17 protein-coding genes are annotated in these 16,356 nt (G+C 56.3%); 11 read left to right on the forward strand and 6 right to left on the reverse strand.

The window, feature by feature from the left end; all coding sequences use genetic code 11:
- Both rsfS and ACFPLB_RS17035 read right to left on the reverse strand, forming a co-directional pair.
- Positions 1-414: a ribosome silencing factor gene (rsfS, locus tag ACFPLB_RS17030; RefSeq protein WP_378232002.1), complete on the reverse strand. Its 414-nt coding sequence runs from the start codon at positions 412-414 to the stop codon at positions 1-3.
- A 127-nt stretch (positions 415-541) separates the two neighbouring features.
- Positions 542-931: a fimbrial protein gene (locus ACFPLB_RS17035; RefSeq protein WP_378231892.1), complete on the reverse strand. Its 390-nt coding sequence runs from the start codon at positions 929-931 to the stop codon at positions 542-544.
- A 61-nt stretch (positions 932-992) separates the two neighbouring features.
- On the opposite strand from ACFPLB_RS17035, the gene ACFPLB_RS17040 reads away from it, so the two are divergent.
- Entirely contained in the window at positions 993-2,003 is a 1,011-nt protein-coding gene (locus ACFPLB_RS17040) for an RluA family pseudouridine synthase (RefSeq protein WP_378231894.1), read from the forward strand.
- A gap of 209 nt (positions 2,004-2,212) precedes the next feature.
- Complete coding sequence (gene rpoH / locus ACFPLB_RS17045) at positions 2,213-3,082, forward strand: RNA polymerase sigma factor RpoH (protein ID WP_378231896.1); 870 nt, start codon at positions 2,213-2,215, stop codon at positions 3,080-3,082.
- Positions 3,083-3,267: 185 nt separating this feature from the next.
- Here rpoH and ACFPLB_RS17050 read toward each other — a convergent pair whose 3' ends face one another.
- The 3 genes from ACFPLB_RS17050 to ACFPLB_RS17060 all read right to left on the reverse strand — a co-directional run bounded on the left by ACFPLB_RS17050 (position 3,268) and on the right by ACFPLB_RS17060 (position 4,776).
- On the reverse strand, positions 3,268-3,927 hold the full coding sequence (locus ACFPLB_RS17050; RefSeq protein ID WP_378231898.1) for a peroxiredoxin: 660 nt from the start codon (positions 3,925-3,927) through the stop codon (positions 3,268-3,270).
- Between the two features lie 195 nt (positions 3,928-4,122).
- On the reverse strand, positions 4,123-4,488 hold the full coding sequence (locus tag ACFPLB_RS17055) for a cell division protein ZapA (protein ID WP_378231900.1): 366 nt from the start codon (positions 4,486-4,488) through the stop codon (positions 4,123-4,125).
- Between the two features lie 15 nt (positions 4,489-4,503).
- Positions 4,504-4,776, reverse strand: coding sequence for a DUF4164 domain-containing protein (locus ACFPLB_RS17060; protein ID WP_378231902.1), 273 nt, complete (start codon positions 4,774-4,776; stop codon positions 4,504-4,506).
- Between the two features lie 247 nt (positions 4,777-5,023).
- Between ACFPLB_RS17060 and tkt the strand changes: the two genes are divergently transcribed.
- The 9 genes from tkt (at position 5,024) to ACFPLB_RS17105 (ending at position 15,902) form a co-directional block, all read left to right on the forward strand.
- Positions 5,024-7,015, forward strand: a complete 1,992-nt coding sequence (gene tkt / locus ACFPLB_RS17065; protein ID WP_378231904.1) for a transketolase — start codon at positions 5,024-5,026, stop codon at positions 7,013-7,015.
- Positions 7,016-7,231: 216 nt separating this feature from the next.
- Positions 7,232-8,242, forward strand: a complete 1,011-nt coding sequence (gap, locus tag ACFPLB_RS17070; protein WP_378231906.1) for a type I glyceraldehyde-3-phosphate dehydrogenase — start codon at positions 7,232-7,234, stop codon at positions 8,240-8,242.
- A gap of 181 nt (positions 8,243-8,423) precedes the next feature.
- A complete protein-coding gene (locus ACFPLB_RS17075) occupies positions 8,424-9,623 on the forward strand; it encodes a phosphoglycerate kinase (protein WP_378231908.1) in 1,200 nt (399 codons plus the stop codon).
- 139 nt (positions 9,624-9,762) lie between these two features.
- Positions 9,763-10,788, forward strand: coding sequence for a class I fructose-bisphosphate aldolase (locus tag ACFPLB_RS17080; RefSeq protein WP_378231910.1), 1,026 nt, complete (start codon positions 9,763-9,765; stop codon positions 10,786-10,788).
- Positions 10,789-10,868: 80 nt separating this feature from the next.
- Positions 10,869-12,473, forward strand: coding sequence for an ABC transporter substrate-binding protein (locus ACFPLB_RS17085; protein WP_378231912.1), 1,605 nt, complete (start codon positions 10,869-10,871; stop codon positions 12,471-12,473).
- 48 nt (positions 12,474-12,521) lie between these two features.
- Positions 12,522-13,511 (forward strand): ABC transporter permease, encoded by a 990-nt coding sequence (locus ACFPLB_RS17090; RefSeq protein WP_378231914.1) that lies wholly within the window; start codon positions 12,522-12,524, stop codon positions 13,509-13,511.
- Positions 13,508-14,338 carry an ABC transporter permease gene (locus ACFPLB_RS17095; protein ID WP_378231916.1) on the forward strand — a complete coding sequence of 277 codons (831 nt, stop codon included), beginning with the start codon at positions 13,508-13,510 and terminating at the stop codon, positions 14,336-14,338. Before ACFPLB_RS17090 ends, ACFPLB_RS17095 begins: the two co-directional genes overlap by 4 nt.
- Positions 14,335-15,129 carry an ABC transporter ATP-binding protein gene (locus ACFPLB_RS17100; RefSeq protein WP_378231918.1) on the forward strand — a complete coding sequence of 265 codons (795 nt, stop codon included), beginning with the start codon at positions 14,335-14,337 and terminating at the stop codon, positions 15,127-15,129. Before ACFPLB_RS17095 ends, ACFPLB_RS17100 begins: the two co-directional genes overlap by 4 nt.
- Positions 15,126-15,902, forward strand: coding sequence for an ABC transporter ATP-binding protein (locus ACFPLB_RS17105; protein ID WP_378231920.1), 777 nt, complete (start codon positions 15,126-15,128; stop codon positions 15,900-15,902). The genes ACFPLB_RS17100 and ACFPLB_RS17105 overlap by 4 nt, the downstream gene beginning before the upstream one ends.
- A gap of 7 nt (positions 15,903-15,909) precedes the next feature.
- Here the strand turns inward: ACFPLB_RS17105 and cueR are convergent, their stop codons facing one another.
- Complete coding sequence (gene cueR, locus ACFPLB_RS17110) at positions 15,910-16,350, reverse strand: Cu(I)-responsive transcriptional regulator (protein ID WP_378231922.1); 441 nt, start codon at positions 16,348-16,350, stop codon at positions 15,910-15,912.
- Positions 16,351-16,356: the final 6 nt, after the last annotated feature.

Raw genomic sequence — 16,356 nt, forward strand, 5'->3', positions numbered from 1 at the left:
CTAATGGCGCGTTTCGTCATCCTGGTCGGGCAGGTCCGGTGTCAGCCACATCTTTTCCAGATTGTAGAACTCACGAACTTCTGGACGGAAAATATGGATGATGATGTCGCCCGAATCGATCAGAACCCAATCAGCCCCTGCCAGCCCTTCAATGCGCGGTGCGCCAAGACCTGCATCCTTGAGCGCCTTGAGCAGATGATCGGCAATGGCTGCAACATGACGGTGCGACCGGCCTGAGGCGATGACCATATGGTCGCCCAGACTGGATTTACCTTGAAGATCAATGGGAACAATATCTTCGGCCTTGGAGTCTTCAAGACTGGCAAGAACGATGTCGAGAGCATGAGACTGGCTTGCACGTGCTCCGGCGGTTGAAGGCGCTTTGTCAGCCTTCTTCTGAAATGCTGTTCTCAGTGTCTTTCCTTTCAAAACAAGAACAACCACACCGCTCGCTTATAAGAAGCGGCTGGTATTGAGAATAGGCCCAATTCCATGGCATTTTCAAGACAGGCATTTCATCCGCCTCGCAAGTAAAAACCAGCTATTTATTGCGGATGGAAAACCGTCCGATCAGCTTTTGTCCTGCCAGATCATAGATAAAGATGACACGCGCACCATCTGTCAGTTCAGCCTCAAGCGAAATCCGATCACCTGAAATTGATTGTGAAATGAGGCGCGCGCCAACCGGCAGCACAATATCGGCCTCAACCGGCTGGCCTGTGGGGGTCTGAATATCACCGGCAGGCGCCGCAACGGGCGACTGCGTCGACCAGGATTTATAGACAAGGGCTGCAATCACCACCATAAGGGCAAAAAACAGGATGCCCAGATTGATGCCCATGAAGCGGACCATCTTGCGACGCACATTTTCGACGGAGGGGTCGAGCGGCTTTTCATTTTCGTTTTCGTCTTCATCTTCGAGCCGGGGCATGGCAGGGTCCGCATCTTTTTTCTTTGACAGGTTGAGCGGTCATAACGAAGCGGAGGCATGATTGATAGAGGGCCAAAGGCGCGAACTGGTTGCCGATGCACAGGCCGCAAGCCTGCGGCTGGATCAATGGCTGGCGGCACAACTGGCCCCCGACCTGTCCCGCAGCCGTATACAGGCGCTGATCAGGCAAGGGGCGGTGCGGATTGGCGGCCATATTGTTCATGAGCCCAAACACAGGCTTGCAGAAGGCGAGCAAATCGCCGTTACCCTGCCCGGGCCGCAATCCACCGCACCACAAGGTGAACCGATCCCCCTTGATATTTTATATGAAGATGAGGATCTGATCGTCATCAACAAACCGGCCGGGCTGGTGGTGCATCCGGGCGCGGGCAATGAAACCGGCACGCTGGTCAATGCCTTGATCTGGCATTGCGGCGACCACCTGTCCACCATGGGTGGTGAGAGGCGGCGCGGCATCGTCCACCGGCTCGACAAGGACACATCCGGTGTGCTGGTCGCCGCCAAGACCGATCATGCCCATGAAGCCTTGGCGCAAGCCTTTGCCGATCATGGCCGCAAAAGCGATCTGGAACGCGCCTATACAGCCCTTGTCTGGGGGATACCTGAACATATGTCGGGCACAATTGACGCCCCGCTTGGCCGCGCACCAGACCGGGTACGGCGCGCTGTGGTTCCGCCAACCCGTGAGGATGCCCGCCACGCCATCACCCATTTTCAGGTTGAGGAACGCTTTGGCGAAGACAATGCCCGCCATGCTCCAGCCAGCCTTGTCGAGTGTCGACTGGAAACCGGCCGCACCCATCAGATCCGGGTGCATCTGGCCCATATCGGCCACCCGGTGATTGGCGACCGTGATTATGGTCAGGCTTTCGCCACCAAGGCAAACCGGCTGCCGCCTGAATTGAAAGAGCTGGTTTCAGCCTTTCCGCGGCAGGCGCTGCATGCGCGATTGCTTGCATTTCGCCATCCCACAACCCATATGCTCATGAGGTTTGAAGCGCCGCTGCCTGCGGATATGGCTGCTTTGGTGAGCCATTTTCATCAAATCTGACCCCTGCCATCAAAAAACCTGACTTATATTGTTTACTTTGACCATGCATATCTGTTTCCTGAAGCAGGAATGCAGACAGGATGAGGAATAAATCCGTGTGTTTCTGGTTTTGTTCCTGTATAGTTGATTTTTGTGGATATGCGTTTTCGGTGTCCACGCCATATGCCTGCCGTCTTTCGGGGGCATGACAGAAAAGAGGAGGGTGCTTTATGGCCCAGTCACTACCCAGTATCGTCTCCGGCGAAAGCGGTCTGACCCGCTATCTTGAAGAAATTCGCCGCTTTCCCATGCTCCAGCCGCAGGAAGAGTATATGCTCGCCAAGCGCTATCATGAGCATGGCGACACCGAAGCGGCTCATAAGCTCGTAACCAGCCATTTACGGCTCGTAGCCAAGATTGCCATGGGCTATCGCGGCTATGGCCTGCCGATCGGCGAGGTGATTTCAGAAGGCAATGTCGGCCTCATGCAGGCGGTCAAGAAGTTTGAAGCCGAGCGCGGCTTCCGTCTGGCCACCTATGCCATGTGGTGGATCAGGGCTTCTATTCAGGAATATATCTTGCGCTCGTGGAGCCTGGTCAAAATGGGCACCACCGCCAATCAGAAACGGCTGTTCTTCAACCTGCGCAAGGTCAAGAGCAAGATTCAGGCGCTCGACGATGGTGATCTCAGACCCGATCAGGTGACCGAAATTGCCACGCGCCTCAATGTCTCCGAAGCCGAAGTGGTGTCCATGAACCGCCGTCTGTCAGGCGATGCTTCACTCAATGCGCCCATCCGGGCCACGGAAGGCGAAGGCGGCGAATGGCAGGACTGGCTTGTTGACGACAGCGAGTCTCAGGAAGACATGCTGATCGAACAGGACGAGATGGACAATCGCCGCAAGATGCTGGCCAATGCCATGTCTGTTCTGAATGATCGTGAGCGTCGTATTTTCGAGGCACGCCGTCTTTCGGAAGATCCGTTGACGCTGGAGGAACTGTCCGGCGAATTCGGTGTCAGCCGCGAGCGTGTGCGCCAGATCGAGGTGCGCGCCTTTGAAAAGGTGCAGGAAGCAGTCAAGGCGGAAGCCAGTCTTTAAAGCCTGTCTCTCGAACTTAAGAACCAGTTTCGAGATAAAGACATGCGTAAAAACAAAGGCTTAAAGCGGGTCGTGTGAATCTGAAAGATTACGACACGTTTTAGCCGCCTTCATGAACCCAAATCAAAAACGGCGCTCTGATTTAGAGCGCCGTTTTTTATGCGTAAATTGCAGCGGCAACTGGTTCAGTTGGCCGGTTGCCTGGTCTTGCGGATATAGGGCAAAATTGTCTCATAAGAGCCAAAGCGCTTGATGGCGTCCTCATTGGAAACACTGCCGGCAATGATGACATCATCGCCCTGTTTCCAGTCAGCCGGCGTTGCCACCTGATGCTTGGCCGTCAACTGAATGGAATCGATTGCTCGCAGGATTTCCTGAAAATTGCGGCCCGTTGACATCGGATAGGTCAGGATAAGCTTGATCTTCTTGTCCGGCCCGATGACAAAAACCGAACGCACCGTCTGATTGTCGGCAGGGGTACGCCCTTCTGAACTGTCACCGGCGCTGGCTGGCAGCATGTCATACAGTTTAGCAACCTTCAGATCATTGTCGCCGATCAGCGGATAATCGACCGCATGGCCGGTGGCGATACGAATATCTTCTTTCCAGCGCACATGGCTTTCCACCGGGTCAACAGAAATGCCGATGATTTTAGCGCCGCGTTTGGCAAACTCGCCCTCAAGCCCGGCCATGGTGCCAAGCTCGGTCGTGCAGACCGGCGTAAAATCCTTTGGGTGTGAAAACAAAACACCATAACCATCCCCGATCCAGTCATGGAAATGGATAGTTCCCTGTGTGGTTTCAGCTGTGAAATCGGGGGCTGTGTCGTTAATACGAAGGCTCATGATCAAATACCTGCCTTTATGTCTGAAAATAGCTGAGTTGCAGTCTAGCCGGTACACTCGCACAGATGCAGGAAAAGCATTACCTGCACCCAAGTCTTTCCGGAATAATATTCCACTATATCCAAATTTTGCAGCAGGAAATTTTAATATCGAAGTTTACGGCACAGGTGCAACGGACCTGCCCGGATTTTGACCCTATTCTTTACGCGGGTTCAGGGTTCCGGCCAGCACTTCCATCCGTTCAGCCAATGTGCCAAGTGCGCCGCATAATGCAGCATCATCCTGACCGGCCCTGCTTAAAACCTCATCGTGCTTCTTGCGCAGGTTTTCCGCTTCGCTTTCCAGCCCGGCAATGCGCCTTTGCAATTCGGACAATTCATCCATGACCATGATACCGGCCATCACCGTCAGCCGCTGATCGCCAATCTCGCCAAATGATTCCTTCAAGTGGAGCACATAGCGATCAAAGCGCTCGGCCAGACCGACAAGATGCTCTTCCTGGCCTTCATCACAGGCCATGCGATATTGCTTGCCGTCGATTGAAACCGTTACCTGGGCCATTGCAACACCCCCGAACTATCTGTCCAGCACCGCGCGGATCGTCTCCATGGCGGTGACCAGACGACGCGACACTTCCTTATTGGCTTCTTCCAGCCGCTCGGCGCGGGCTTCCGAATTGTCAAGTTCCTGCGCCAGACGTGACCGGTCGGCATTCATGCGCTGCACCTCGGCTTCAGCCTCGGCATAGTCCTGCTCATGATCGAGCCGGGCAATGGCAGCACTTTCAAGGCTTTCCATGGCCTTGCCCAGCCGGGCGATGGTTTCTTTAAGTGTAGTGTCCCCGGCCATGCTTTTATCCTGTCCATGCGCATCACCGAATCTTGCGCATTCAGAACGTGTTATCAGAAAAATATTAGGCTGTGGGTGAACCTTGCGTCAACAAAGCTCTGGGCCTGTCCCCTGTCAACTCCATAAAAACCTGCGTCGAATCAGCCAAATTGCTATGAAACCGCACCGATTTGTTGACTTCAAGGCACCGCCTGTTATGTGTCAGCCACCTCTTTTTTCCCTGTCCAGATATAGCCTGGAGGAACCCATGGCCTCGCGTAAACAACATGACCGGATGGCAAATGCGATCCGCTTTCTTTCCATGGATGCAATCGAGAAGGCCAATTCGGGCCATCCCGGCCTGCCAATGGGCTGTGCCGATATCGCCACAGTGCTGTTTACCCGCTTTTTGAAGTTTGACGCCAAAGACCCGCATTGGGCCGACCGCGACCGCTTCATCCTGTCTGCCGGTCATGGCTCGATGCTGCTTTATTCGCTGCTCTATCTGACCGGCTACGAGGATATGACCCTCGACGAGATCAAGAATTTCCGCCAGCTTGGCGCCCGCACCGCCGGACACCCAGAATATGGCCACGCCACGGGTATTGAGACAACCACCGGCCCGCTGGGGCAAGGCATTGCCAATTCGGTCGGCTTTGCCCTTGGCGAGCGCATCATGAATGCGGCTTTTGGCAATGAACTGGTCGATCATTACACCTATGTGCTGGCAGGCGATGGCTGCCTGATGGAAGGTATCAGTCAGGAGGCGCTGGCCCTGGCGGGGCATCTGAAGCTGAACAAGCTGATCGTCATCTGGGACGACAACAATATTTCCATCGATGGCCCGGTCACGTTGTCCGACAATACCGACCAGCTTGCCCGCTTCAAAGCTTCCGGCTGGAACACGATGAGGATCGACGGCCTTGACCCGGATGCCATTACTGCCGCTTTGGAAGCGGCGCAAAAATCCGACCGGCCAACACTGATTGCCGCCAAAACCGTGATCGGCTTTGGCGCGCCGACCAAGGCTGGCACCAACAAGGTGCATGGTTCGCCGCTCGGTGCAGACGAAATTGCCGGTGCACGCCAGGCGCTTGGCTGGTCTTATGAGCCGTTTGACGTGCCTGCCGATATTCTGGACGCATGGCGCGCCGCTGGTGCGCGCGGTGCGCAAGAGCGGGCTGCATGGGAAAGCCGTCTTGGCAAGACCGATGCAGACAAGCGCTCTGAATTCGAGCGCCGCATGGCAGGTCGGTTGCCAGAAGGGTTTGAGGCCGCAATCGCCGACTACAAAAAGAAACTGGCTGCCGACAAGCCCAAGGTCGCAACCCGCAAATCATCGGAAATGGCGCTGGAAGTTATCAATGGCGTGTTGCCGGAAACCATTGGCGGCTCAGCCGATCTGACCGGCTCCAACAACACCAAGACCAGCCAGACCAACGCTATCACCCCTGATGATTACGGCCAGCGCTATATCCATTATGGCATTCGCGAGCACGGCATGGCAGCGGCCATGAACGGCCTGACCCTGCATGGCGGCCTCATTGCCTATGGCGGCACATTCATGTGCTTTTCCGACTATGCGCGTCCAGCCATGCGTCTGGCGTCATTGATGGGCATCCGTTCGATCTTTGTCATGACCCATGATTCGATCGGTCTTGGCGAGGATGGCCCGACCCATCAGCCGGTTGAGCATCTGGCAGCCTTGCGCGCCATTCCCAACCACAATGTGTTCCGCCCCGCAGATGCAACCGAAGCTGCCGAATGCTGGCAGATTGCGCTGGAGACGGAAAAGACACCTTCAACACTGGCATTGACCCGCCAGAACCTGCCCGCGGTTCGCACCAGCTATGTAGAGGAAAACCTGTCTGGCAAGGGCGCCTATGAGTTAGCCGCTGCGGAAGGCGGCGCGGCTGCCGTCACCCTCTTTGCCAGCGGCTCCGAGGTTGAGATTGCGCTCAAGGCCCGCGACCTGTTGCAAGGCCATGGCCACCCCACCCGTGTTGTTTCCGTGCCCTGTCTTGACCTGTTTGAAAAACAGGATGCAGCCTATCGTCAGGTAACCATCGGCAATGCCCCGGTCAAGGTGGCTGTCGAGGCGGGCATCCGCATGGGCTGGGACGCCATCATCGGCGCTGACGGGATTTTTGTCGGCATGACCGGCTTTGGCGCCAGCGGCAGCATTGAACAGCTTTATCCGCATTTCAGCATTACGGCTGAAGCCGTGGCCGATGCTGTGGAAGGCCGCCTGCACGGCTGAGCTTTTTTAAAGCAGAATCTCGAAAAGTTGCAGACTTTTCAGGCAGATTATGCTCGAAAGCAAAAATTCGGAGCAGGATGACATTTCAAGAAAAAGTCATCCTGTCCTGTTACGCATTTTAGCTGCATTGTTGTGATGTCAGGCGATTGCACCTGCCTGCAAGATGCGCTCATCAGATCGGGAGTGGCAGAAAATTTCGCATTTCAGGAGACAGACATGACTGTAAAAATTGCCATTAACGGATTTGGCCGTATCGGCCGCAATATCGTGCGCGCAATCTATGAAAGCGGGCGCAAGGATATTGACGTTGTTGCCATCAATGATCTTGGCCCGGTCGAAACCAATGCGCATTTGCTGCGCTATGATTCCGTCCATGGCCGTTTTCCAAATGAGGTCAAGGTCGACGGCAATGTGATTTCAATCGGCAGCGATTCCTTCAAGGTGTTTGCCGAACGGGACCCGACAAAGCTGCCTTGGGGTGAGTTGGATGTTGACATCGTGCTGGAATGCACAGGCATCTTCAACACCAAAGAAAAAGCTTCCGCCCATCTTGCTGCCGGGGCCAAACGGGTCGTTGTCTCCGCTCCGGCTGAAGGGGCTGATCTGACGGTTGTCTATGGCGTCAATCATAACAAGTTGACAAAGGATCATATTGTCATCTCCAATGCGTCATGCACTACCAATTGCCTGGCGCCGGTAGCCATGGTCCTCAATGACGCCTTCGGCATTGAAAAGGGTTTCATGACCACGGTGCATGCCTATACCGGTGATCAGCCAACGCTCGACACCATGCACAAGGATCTTTACCGCGCCCGCGCCGCAGCCATGTCGATGATCCCGACCTCAACGGGTGCCGCCAAGGCGGTTGCCCTCGTGCTGCCGGAACTGAAAGGCAAGCTTGATGGTGTGTCGATCCGGGTGCCGACACCAAATGTCTCGGTCATTGATTTCAAATTTGTACCCAGCCGCAAGGTTACGGTTGAAGAGGTCAATGCAGCACTGGTTGCGGCAGCCGACGGCCCGCTTAAAGGCATTTTGGCCTACACCAATGAGCCTCTGGTCTCGATTGACCTCAACCACAATCCGGCCTCCTCAACCTTTGCGCTCGACCAGACCAAGGTTATCCAGGGCGATCTGGTGCGTGTCATGTCGTGGTATGACAATGAATGGGGTTTTTCCAACCGCATGGCAGATACCGCTGCAGCACTGGCAAAGACGATTTCTTAAACCGATTGGCCAGAGCATTTTGTGAGCATGGATGGCGTCATCTAACACAAGCACAAATGCGGCTGAAACAAGACATTAGAGCGTTTCTTCAGTTTTCAAAAAAACAAAAAATGCTCTATAAAAAACGCCCGGTTCAGCCGGGCGTTTTTCTGTCCCCTTTTTAAAAACAGGATTTTTCACCATGGCCGCTGGCTTCAAGACGCTTGATGATATGGGATCGGTTGCAGGCAAGCGTGTTCTGGTGCGTGTCGACCTCAATGTGCCGATGGCGCAAGGCAAGGTCACGGATACAACCCGTATCGAGCGTATCGGCCCCACAATTGCCGAGCTTGCCGGCAAGGGCGCAAAAACCATCCTGCTTGCCCATTTTGGCCGCCCCAAGGGCGCGGTAGTTCCGCAATTTTCGCTGGAACCTGTGGCCAAAGCTGCTGCTGAAGTGCTTGGACGTGAAGTCGGGTTTGTTGCTGGTTGTGCCGATGATATATCCGCGGCAGCGATTGCCGCCATGAAAGATGGTGACGTGCTGCTTTTGGAAAACACCCGCTTCCACAAGGGTGAGGAAGAAAACGACCCTGAATTTTCACAAGCGCTAGCGGCTCTTGGCGAGCTTTACGTCAATGACGCTTTTTCCGCTGCACACCGGGCTCACGCCTCAACGGAAGGGCTGGCGCACCTGTTGCCTGCCTATGCAGGACGCACCCTGCAGGCCGAACTGGAGGCACTGGAAAAGGGGCTGGGCAATCCGGCAAGGCCGGTGGTCGCCATTGTCGGCGGCGCCAAGGTCTCGACAAAAATCGATCTTTTGATGAATCTGGTGAAAAAGGTCGATGCGCTGGTGATCGGCGGCGGCATGGCCAACACTTTCCTTGCCGCCCGCGGCACACAAATTGGCACATCGCTGGCTGAACATGATTTAAGCACGACTGCCAATCAGATCATGATCGAGGCGGCAGAGGCGGGCTGCGCCGTCATCCTTCCCGTGGACGGCGTTGTGGCGCATGAATTCAAGGCCAATGCAACAAGCAAAACCGTTGCCATCGAGGCCGTACCGGCTGATACCATGATCCTTGATGCCGGTGAAAAAAGTGTCGAGATCATCAACCAATGGATCGACCGGGCCGCAACATTGGTGTGGAACGGTCCGCTCGGTGCGTTCGAGATCGAGCCTTTCGACCGGGCAACACTTGCTGCTGCGCGCCATGCCGCACAGCGCACCCGTGAAGGCGCCTTAATTTCAGTGGCGGGCGGCGGTGATACGGTTGCAGCGCTCAACCATGCTGGCGTGGCGCAGGATTTTACCTATGTCTCAACTGCTGGCGGCGCTTTTCTGGAATGGATGGAAGGCAAGGCCCTGCCCGGCATCGAGGTTTTAAAGCGCTGATTCCCACAGATCTTCACCAAAAGATGAAGCCTTTGGCCTTTCAATCGATTAGGGTCCGGTGGCGGCATTTCTTTGCCTGACCGGGTCTGCTATGCGGCGGATATCTCGTTTCTGCCGGTGCTTTTTTAGGAGTGTTTCTATGAGCGAACGTCTTGAGGATATCGCCGCCGCCATGGTGGCCGATGGCAAGGGCATTCTTGCGGCAGATGAAAGTTCCGGAACCATCAAAAAGCGTTTCGACGCCATCAATGTGGCTTCCACCGAAACCAATCGCCGCGACTATCGCGAATTTATGTTTCGCACGCAAGAAGCCATGAGCCAATATATTTCCGGCGTCATCCTGTTTGACGAAACCATTCGCCAGAAGGCTGCCGACGGCACACCTTTGGTGGACATCATCAAGGCGGCAGGGGCCATTCCCGGCATCAAGGTTGACGCTGGCGCCAAACCGCTGGCCAACTATCCGGGCGATACAATTACCGAAGGGCTTGATGGCTTGCGTGATCGCCTGGCCGAATATCATAAGCTCGGGGCACGCTTTGCCAAATGGCGCGCCGTCATCGACATCAATGAGGAGGAAGGCGTTCCCTCCAGCTATGCAATTGACGCCAATTGCCACGCACTTGCCCGCTATGCCGCCCTGTGTCAGGAAGCTGGCATTGTGCCGATTGTCGAGCCGGAAGTGCTCATGGATGGCGCGCATGACATCGACACTTGCTATGAAGTCACCAGGTTTGCGCTGCTCCAGCTCTATGCTGAGCTGAATGCAGCCGATGTGATGCTGGAAGGCACGATATTAAAGCCGAATATGGTCATTGGCGGCAAGAAATCGGGCATCAGGAATTCACCTGAGGAAGTGGCTGAAAAAACCATAAAGCTGTTTCGCGAAGTGGTGCCGGCTGCGGTTCCAGGCATTGCCTTCCTGTCGGGTGGCCAGTCGGATGAGGAGGCGACCGCCAATCTTAACGCCATCAACGCCATTGGCTCACATCCATGGAAGCTGACTTTTTCCTATGGCCGCGCCCTTCAGGCCGCGCCGCAAAAGGCATGGGCCGGCAAGGCCGAAAATGTGGCCGCTGCACAGGCAGCCTTCACCCATCGCGCTCATATGAACTGGCTGGCCGCTTTAGGCAAATGGGAAGAAAAACTGGAAAAAGCCGGTTAAATCTTGTTTGATCTGACCTGAAAAATCCGGGCCTTTGAGCCCGGATTCAAATCAAACAAAGCTGCCTGAGGAAGAAAAACATGGTCCACATTTCCTTTTCCCGGCGCAGCCTTCTTAAAAATTCGGCGTTTCTGCTGGCCTCCACCGCTTTGCCTTCCCTTGCTTTTGCGCAAGACAGCACCCGCCTTGTTGTTGCCGCTGATTCCGAACCGCGCAATCTCAACCCGGCCATCATTGCCTCCAATGGCGTGTTCTTCATCTCGTCCAAGGTGGTTGAACCGCTGGCAGAAGCCTCTTTTGATGGCGAGGATGGCCTTGTACCCCGGCTTGCAATTGCATGGGAAGGTTCCGATGACGGGCTTTCCGCCACTTTCCGGCTGCGCGAGGGGGTGACATGGCATGATGGCCAGCCCTTCACCTCGGCAGATGTCGCCTTCTCGGCCCTAAAACTGTGGAAGCCCCTGCAAAATCTGGGACGGCTGGTTTTTGCCAATCTTGAAGATGTGGAGACGCCCGATGCGCACACCACCATATTCCGCTTTGCCAAGCCAACCCCGTTCCAGTTGATCCGCAATGCCTTGCCGGTGGTATCAAGCGTTGTACCAAAACATGTTTTTGAAAATGAGGCCGATATTGCCACAAGCCAGGCCAATAACAGACTGATCGGCACCGGCCCGTTCCGTTTTGCCGACTATCGCCCCGGCGAATATTACCGGCTGGAAAAAAACACCGATTACTGGGGCAAAGACGAGCCGAAGCTGGATGAGATCATCTTTCGGGTGCTGCCCGACCGGGCAGCGGCAGCCGGGGCGCTGGAGGCCGGTGAAATCCAGCTTGCCGCTTTCAGTCAGGTGCCGCTGACCGATCTGGCCCGCATTTCAAAAGTGCCGGGCATTGATATCTATTCCGAGGGCTATGAAGCGCTGACCTATCAGCTTGCGGTGGAAATCAATCATCGCCGCGCAGAACTGTCAGACGTGAAGGTGCGTCAGGCGATTGCCCATGCCATTGACCGTGACTTTGTGGTGCGCACCATTTTTCTTGGCTATGCCGAGACAGCGACCGGCATCGTGCCGAAAAACGCGCCGGAATTTTATAATGGCGATGTCCCCACCTATGATTTTGACGTGGCAAAGGCCAATGCGCTGCTGGATGAGGCTGGCTATCCACGCAAGGACAATGGCGTCCGCTTTGAATTACGGCTTTTGCCTGCCCCCTATTTTACCGAAACACGCCAGTTTGGTGATTATCTGCGTCAGGCACTGGCGCAGGTCGGTATTGACGCCACCGTGGTGAACAATGATGCCGCTGCCCACCAAAAGGCGGTTTATACCGACCATGATTTCGACCTTGCCATTGCGCCAACCGTATTTCGGGGCGATCCGGCAATTTCGACCACCATTCTGGTGCGCTCAGGCACACCGGCAGGCGTGCCCTTCTCCAATCAGGGCGGCTATGAAAACAGCCAGATTGATGCGCTGATCGACAAGGCGGCCATCACTGTGGATGCAGCTGCACGCACCGGGCTTTACAAAGAGCTTCAAGTGCTGGTCGCGCAAGACCTGCCGCTTATCAATGTTGCGGATTGGGGTTTTATCACGGTTGCCAGTTCGCAGGTGAAAAATGTTTCCAGCAATCCGCGCTGGGCTGTTTCCAACTGGGCCGACACTGAACTGGAAACATGACAGGCCCGGCTATGGCAAGATTGAAACAGTGCCGATAGGATAGCCGACATGAAGCGCATCTCTCACCTGTTCCGGCGCAGGCTGTTGAGCGCCATTCCGGTGTTGCTGATTGTCATTGCCGGTTCTTTCCTGCTGCTGGAACTTGCGCCCGGTGATGCTGCCGACGCTTATCTTTTATCCATTGGCGGCGGTGATCCCGCACTGGTGCAAGCCTTGCGCCAAAGCTACGGGCTGGAAGGCTCGGCCATCTCGCGGCTGTGGCTTTATCTGTCCTCATTGGCACGGTTTGATCTGGGCTGGTCAGTGATATTCAACCGGCCGGTTGGCGATCTTGTTCTTGAACGCCTGCCCACGACATTATGGTTGATGGGCAGTGCTGTGACCCTTGCCTTCACATTGGGGTCCATGCTTGGCATTGTTGCAGGTGCGCGCCCTGCAAGCTGGTGGGACCGGCTGTTATCTACCGGCTCACTGGCGCTTTATGCAGTGCCCGGTTTCTGGCTGGGTCTGGTACTGATCGTCATTTTCTCCGTGCAATTGCGCTGGTTTCCGACCTCCGGTCTTGAGACGATTGCTTCGGGCAAACAGGGTCTGGCGCGGGCACGCGATATTGCCTGGCATCTGGCGCTGCCGGTAGCTTCCCTTGGCCTGCTTTATCTGGCCCTGTTCCTGCGCCTGATGCGCGCTGGCATGGCTGAAGCATGGCGTCAGGATTATGCACTGGCCGCACGCGCCCGCGGGCTTGGGCCTGTCCGCATCGCCATCTTCCACATTGCCCGCAATGCGCTTTTGCCGCTTGTCACCATGCTTGGCCTGCAAGCCGCCTCCATGCTCGGCGGCAGTGTCGTCATTGAAAGCGTATTTGCCATTCCCGGCTTCGGGCGGCTGGCGCATGAAGCCGTTGCCGGGCGCGATGCCCCCTTGCTCACCGGCATTATTCTGGTCAGCGCCATATTGGTCATTTTCGTCAATCTGCTCGTTGATATGGCCTATGCTGCGCTTGATCCACGGGTTGGTGCCAATGAGGCGCGGGCATGACTGTGCTGAAGCGTCTGCTTTACTCCCCTGCCGGTATGGTCGGGCTGATCTTGCTTGGCCTGCTCATTCTGGCGGCACTTTGCGCGCCTCTGCTTTTTCCCGGTGACCCTTTGGCGATTGCCGGCCCGCCGCTGATCCTGCCCTTTACCGACCCCGCCTTGCCGCTGGGCACGGACCGGCTTGGCCGTAACGTGCTGGCTGGCCTGTTTTATGGGGCACGGGCTTCGCTTGCCGTCGGGCTTGCAGTGGCGGCTGTTTCCATCGTCGCCGGGGCATTGATTGGTACCATTGCCGGTTTTTCAGGCGGGCTGACTGACGAAGCCCTGATGCGTGTGGTGGAAGCCTTCCAGACTGTGCCCGGCTTTCTGCTGGCGCTGGCCTTTGTCAGTGTTTCAGGGGCATCCTTGCCTGTGGTTATCCTTGCCATCGCCCTTGGTGCATGGACCGGACCGGCCCGGCTGGCCCGGGCTGAAGTGCTGTCGATCCGCGAGCGCGATTATGTGGCGGCGGCGCGCGTTATCGGCATGCACCCGGCAGAGATTGCATTACGTGAAGTGCTGCCCAATGCATTGCCGCCGGTTCTGGCGCTGGCGGCAGTGATTGTGGGCAATGCAGTGCTGATTGAATCCGCACTGTCTTTTCTCGGCCTTGGCGATCCCAACATCGTCACATGGGGGTCGATGATTGCTGAAGGCCGCAATGTGCTGCGCTCGGCACCTTTCTTGTCCATTGTTCCCGGCCTTGGTCTGATCATCACCGTACTGGGCATTTATCTGCTGGCTGAAGGGCTGACAGACGCGCTGGCAACGCGAAAGGCACGGCCATGAGCACAATACTGGCCAGCCTCAAAAAACTGACCGTCGCCTATGGGGCAGGGCAAGGCGCATATAGGGCGCTTCAAAATCTCGACCTTGATATTTTCAAGGGTGAGCGACTGGCCATCATCGGCGAAAGCGGTTCAGGAAAATCAACGCTGGCACGGGCGCTGGGCGGGCTTTTAGCTCCCGAAGCACATATGTCAGGCAGCATTGTCTGGCCGGGTTTTCATGGGTCGCCGCAAGCGGGCCGTGATATGGGTTTTGTGTTTCAGGATGCCGGAACAAGCCTTAATCCTGTCATTCCAGTCGGGCGGCAGATTGCCGAAGTGGCGCGCCTGCACCTGAAGCTGTCACGCAGCAAGGCGCATGAACATGCGCGAGCCTTGCTGGCGCGGGTGCATATTCCTGATCCCGATACGGCCATGAACGCCTTTGCGCATCAGCTTTCCGGTGGGCAGCGCCAGCGTGTGGCCATTGCCGCAGCCATTGCCGCAAAACCTTCGCTGCTGATTGCCGATGAAGTGACCAGCGCTCTCGATACCATCGTACAGGCGCAGATTGTGTCGCTGCTGGATGAGCTGGTCGCGGCTGAACGCATGACATTGGTGTTCATCACCCATGATATTGCACTTGCCTCCGGCTTTGCCGACCGTATCGCCGTATTGCATGAGGCACGACTGGTAGAGGCCGGGCCTGCGGCTGATCTGCTGAACGCGCCCGGACAAGCCTATACGGCAAGGCTGCTGGCCAGTCATATCGGGCTGGACACGCCGCCCCTCATTGCAAAGCACCCGCCATGAATGCACCTTTGCTTTTGTGTCAGAACCTGAGCAAAACCTACCGTTCCGGCGGGCGTGAGGTAAAGGGCGCAGATGACGTGTCCTTGTCGCTGTCTGCCGGTGAAACGCTGGGCCTTGTCGGGCCATCGGGCAGCGGAAAATCAACGCTGGCACGCCTTGTCATGCGGCTGGCTGAGCCGGATGCAGGCAAGGTGATCTTTGCCGGGCATGACCTGACCGCACTGAAAGGCAAGGCGCTGCGCGGGTTGCGCAAGCGTATCCAGATGGTGTTTCAAGACCCGTCTGCTGCCTTCAATCCGCGCGCCAGCGTCGGCGATGTGCTGGCAGATCCGCTGCGCATTCATCGGCTGGCCTCACGCAAGGAACGCCCGCACCAGATTGCAGAACTGCTGGAAAGTGTTGGCCTTGCGCAAAATCTTGTAACACGGCCCATCCATGCCATTTCCGGTGGCCAGCGCCAGCGTGTGGCCATTGCGCGTGCACTGGCCACCAAGCCGGAACTGATTGTGCTGGATGAGGCGGTATCAGCCCTTGATGTGACCATGCGGGGCCAGATCCTTGATCTGCTGGTGAGCCTGCAACAGACGCATAATCTTGCCTATCTGTTTGTCTCGCATGATCTGGCGGTGGTGCGCGCACTCTCGCATCATATTGCCATCATGGATCATGGCTGCATCGTCGAAGAAGGCGCAGCCAGCAGCGTGGTCATCAACCCGCAATCACAAACCGGGCGGGCTCTGGTTGCTTCTGTCCCAAGGCTGCAAATAAAATAAAAAAGCCTTATCCTGTTTTGCCAAAACGGTGAGGCCGGGCCTGAGGCGCCATACCGCCAATATTTTCAGCCAGGCCCTCAATGATCGGGCAGTCTGGCCGGTCATCGCCATGGCAGCGCCCTGCCAGATTTTCCAGGGTTGCGATCATGGCGGAAATTTCGACCTGTTTCTGTTTGAGCGTCTCAATATGGGCCAGCGCCAGCCCCTTTACATCAGCGCTGGCCCGAGCGCGATCACTCCATAGCGCCAGCAATTCCCTGATCTGGCCAACGGCAAAACCAAGGTCGCGGGCGCTGCGAATAAAGCGCAGGCGATGAATATCGCTATCATCATAATCGCGATAGCCGCTGTCCTTCCGGGCCGCTTGCGGGATCAGGCCGGTTTGCTCATAATAGCGGATCATCTTGGAACTGACCCCGGAGGCGCGGGCTGCCTGACCAATATTCATTGCAGA

This window comes from Aquamicrobium segne (genome assembly GCF_042656785.1).
Classification (GTDB): Bacteria; Pseudomonadota; Alphaproteobacteria; order Rhizobiales; family Rhizobiaceae; genus Mesorhizobium; species Mesorhizobium segne.

Bases quoted from the DNA above. Each gene is read 5' to 3' on its own strand.
- ACFPLB_RS17035 (WP_378231892.1), bottom strand. From the start codon at position 931: ATGCCCCGGCTCGAAGATGAAGACGAAAACGAAAATGAAAAGCCGCTC.
- ACFPLB_RS17085 (WP_378231912.1), top strand. From the start codon at position 10,869: ATGGTCCACATTTCCTTTTCCCGGCGCAGCCTTCTTAAAAATTCGGCG.
- ACFPLB_RS17080 (WP_378231910.1), top strand. From the start codon at position 9,763: ATGAGCGAACGTCTTGAGGATATCGCCGCCGCCATGGTGGCCGATGGC.
- ACFPLB_RS17090 (WP_378231914.1), top strand. From the start codon at position 12,522: ATGAAGCGCATCTCTCACCTGTTCCGGCGCAGGCTGTTGAGCGCCATT.
- ACFPLB_RS17050 (WP_378231898.1), bottom strand. From the start codon at position 3,927: ATGAGCCTTCGTATTAACGACACAGCCCCCGATTTCACAGCTGAAACC.
- ACFPLB_RS17055 (WP_378231900.1), bottom strand. From the start codon at position 4,488: ATGGCCCAGGTAACGGTTTCAATCGACGGCAAGCAATATCGCATGGCC.
- cueR (WP_378231922.1), bottom strand. From the start codon at position 16,350: ATGAATATTGGTCAGGCAGCCCGCGCCTCCGGGGTCAGTTCCAAGATG.
- gap (WP_378231906.1), top strand. From the start codon at position 7,232: ATGACTGTAAAAATTGCCATTAACGGATTTGGCCGTATCGGCCGCAAT.
- ACFPLB_RS17100 (WP_378231918.1), top strand. From the start codon at position 14,335: ATGAGCACAATACTGGCCAGCCTCAAAAAACTGACCGTCGCCTATGGG.
- ACFPLB_RS17075 (WP_378231908.1), top strand. From the start codon at position 8,424: ATGGCCGCTGGCTTCAAGACGCTTGATGATATGGGATCGGTTGCAGGC.
- ACFPLB_RS17060 (WP_378231902.1), bottom strand. From the start codon at position 4,776: ATGGCCGGGGACACTACACTTAAAGAAACCATCGCCCGGCTGGGCAAG.
- ACFPLB_RS17095 (WP_378231916.1), top strand. From the start codon at position 13,508: ATGACTGTGCTGAAGCGTCTGCTTTACTCCCCTGCCGGTATGGTCGGG.
- ACFPLB_RS17105 (WP_378231920.1), top strand. From the start codon at position 15,126: ATGAATGCACCTTTGCTTTTGTGTCAGAACCTGAGCAAAACCTACCGT.
- rpoH (WP_378231896.1), top strand. From the start codon at position 2,213: ATGGCCCAGTCACTACCCAGTATCGTCTCCGGCGAAAGCGGTCTGACC.
- tkt (WP_378231904.1), top strand. From the start codon at position 5,024: ATGGCCTCGCGTAAACAACATGACCGGATGGCAAATGCGATCCGCTTT.